At 65.4% G+C, this 1,139-nt stretch carries 1 protein-coding gene; it reads right to left on the bottom strand.

Annotated elements, in window-relative coordinates:
* The gene (locus ACFW01_RS38395; RefSeq protein WP_384511504.1) at positions 1-1,092 is read right to left on the bottom strand and encodes an IS630 family transposase; all 1,092 of its coding nucleotides are present in this window, start codon (positions 1,090-1,092) and stop codon (positions 1-3) included.
* Positions 1,093-1,139 lie beyond the last annotated feature (47 nt).

The raw sequence follows: 1,139 nt of genomic DNA, 5'->3' as shown, positions 1-1,139 counted from the left end.
CTAGTCTTTTGAGTCAGGAATTCTGTTCAGATAGCTGGCGAGGCGTTCGAGGATCTCGTCTGCGGTCTTCGTCCAGACGTAGGGCTTGGGATCGGTGTTCCATGCGGCGATCCAGGTCCGGATGTCCTTCTCCAACGCCTGGACGCTTCTGTGGACGCCTCGCCGTATCTGCTTGTTCGTCAGCTCGGCGAACCACCGCTCGACCAGGTTGAGCCAGGACGAGCCGGTGGGCGTGAAGTGCAGGTGAAAGCGGGGGTGCGCCAGCAGCCAGGTTTTGATCGCCGGTGTCTTGTGGGTGGCGTAGTTGTCCAGCACCAGGTGCACGTCCAGGTCCGCCGGTATCTCCTGGTCGAGTTTGATCAGAAACTTCTTGAACTCCTCGGCCCGGTGCCGGCGGTGCAGGGAGCCGATCACCTTCCCCGTGGCCACCTCCAGTGCGGCGAACAATGTGGTGGTGCCCGCGCGCACGTAGTCATGGGTGACCCGCTGCGGGACACCGGGCATCATCGGCAGCACCGGCTGGGACCGGTCCAGGGCCTGGATCTGCGTCTTCTCGTCGACACAGAAAACCAAGGCCCGCTCGGGCGGGTCCAGATAGAGGCCGACCACGTCGTGGACCTTGTCGACGAAGTACGGGTCCGTCGACAGCTTGAACGTCTCGGTGCGGTGTGGCTGCAGGCCGAAGGCCCGCCAGATCCGCGACACGGTCGACTGCGACAGGCCCATCTCCGTGGCCATTGCCCGCGTCGACCAGTGCGTGGCGTTCTTCGGCGCGGATTCCAGTGTCCGCTTCACCACGGCGGCGACCTGCTCGTCGGTGACCGTCCGGGGCCCGCCGGACCGCGGCATGTCACCCAGCCCGGCGATCCGGTGCTCGACGAACCGCTTCCGCCAGCGGCCGACCGCATGCGGTGTCGAACCGAGCTGTGCGGCCACGTCCTTGTTGGACGCGCCGGTCGCGCAGGCCAGGATGATCCGGCACCGCAAAGCCCACGCCTGCGGGGTGGAACGGCGCCGAACCCATCCCTCCAGCGCAGCCCGTTCCTCATCCGACAGGATCAACTCGGCCTTCGGCCGCCCAGTACGTGCCACCAAGCAACCCTACACATCTGAACGGAATTCCTGACTCGGAAGACTAG

This window comes from Streptomyces sp. NPDC058985 (assembly GCF_042740985.1).
In the GTDB taxonomy this organism is placed as follows: Bacteria; Actinomycetota; Actinomycetes; order Streptomycetales; family Streptomycetaceae; genus Streptomyces.
Note: the sequence above shows the minus strand (reverse complement) of the source record. Positions and strands in the feature narration are given on the sequence as shown.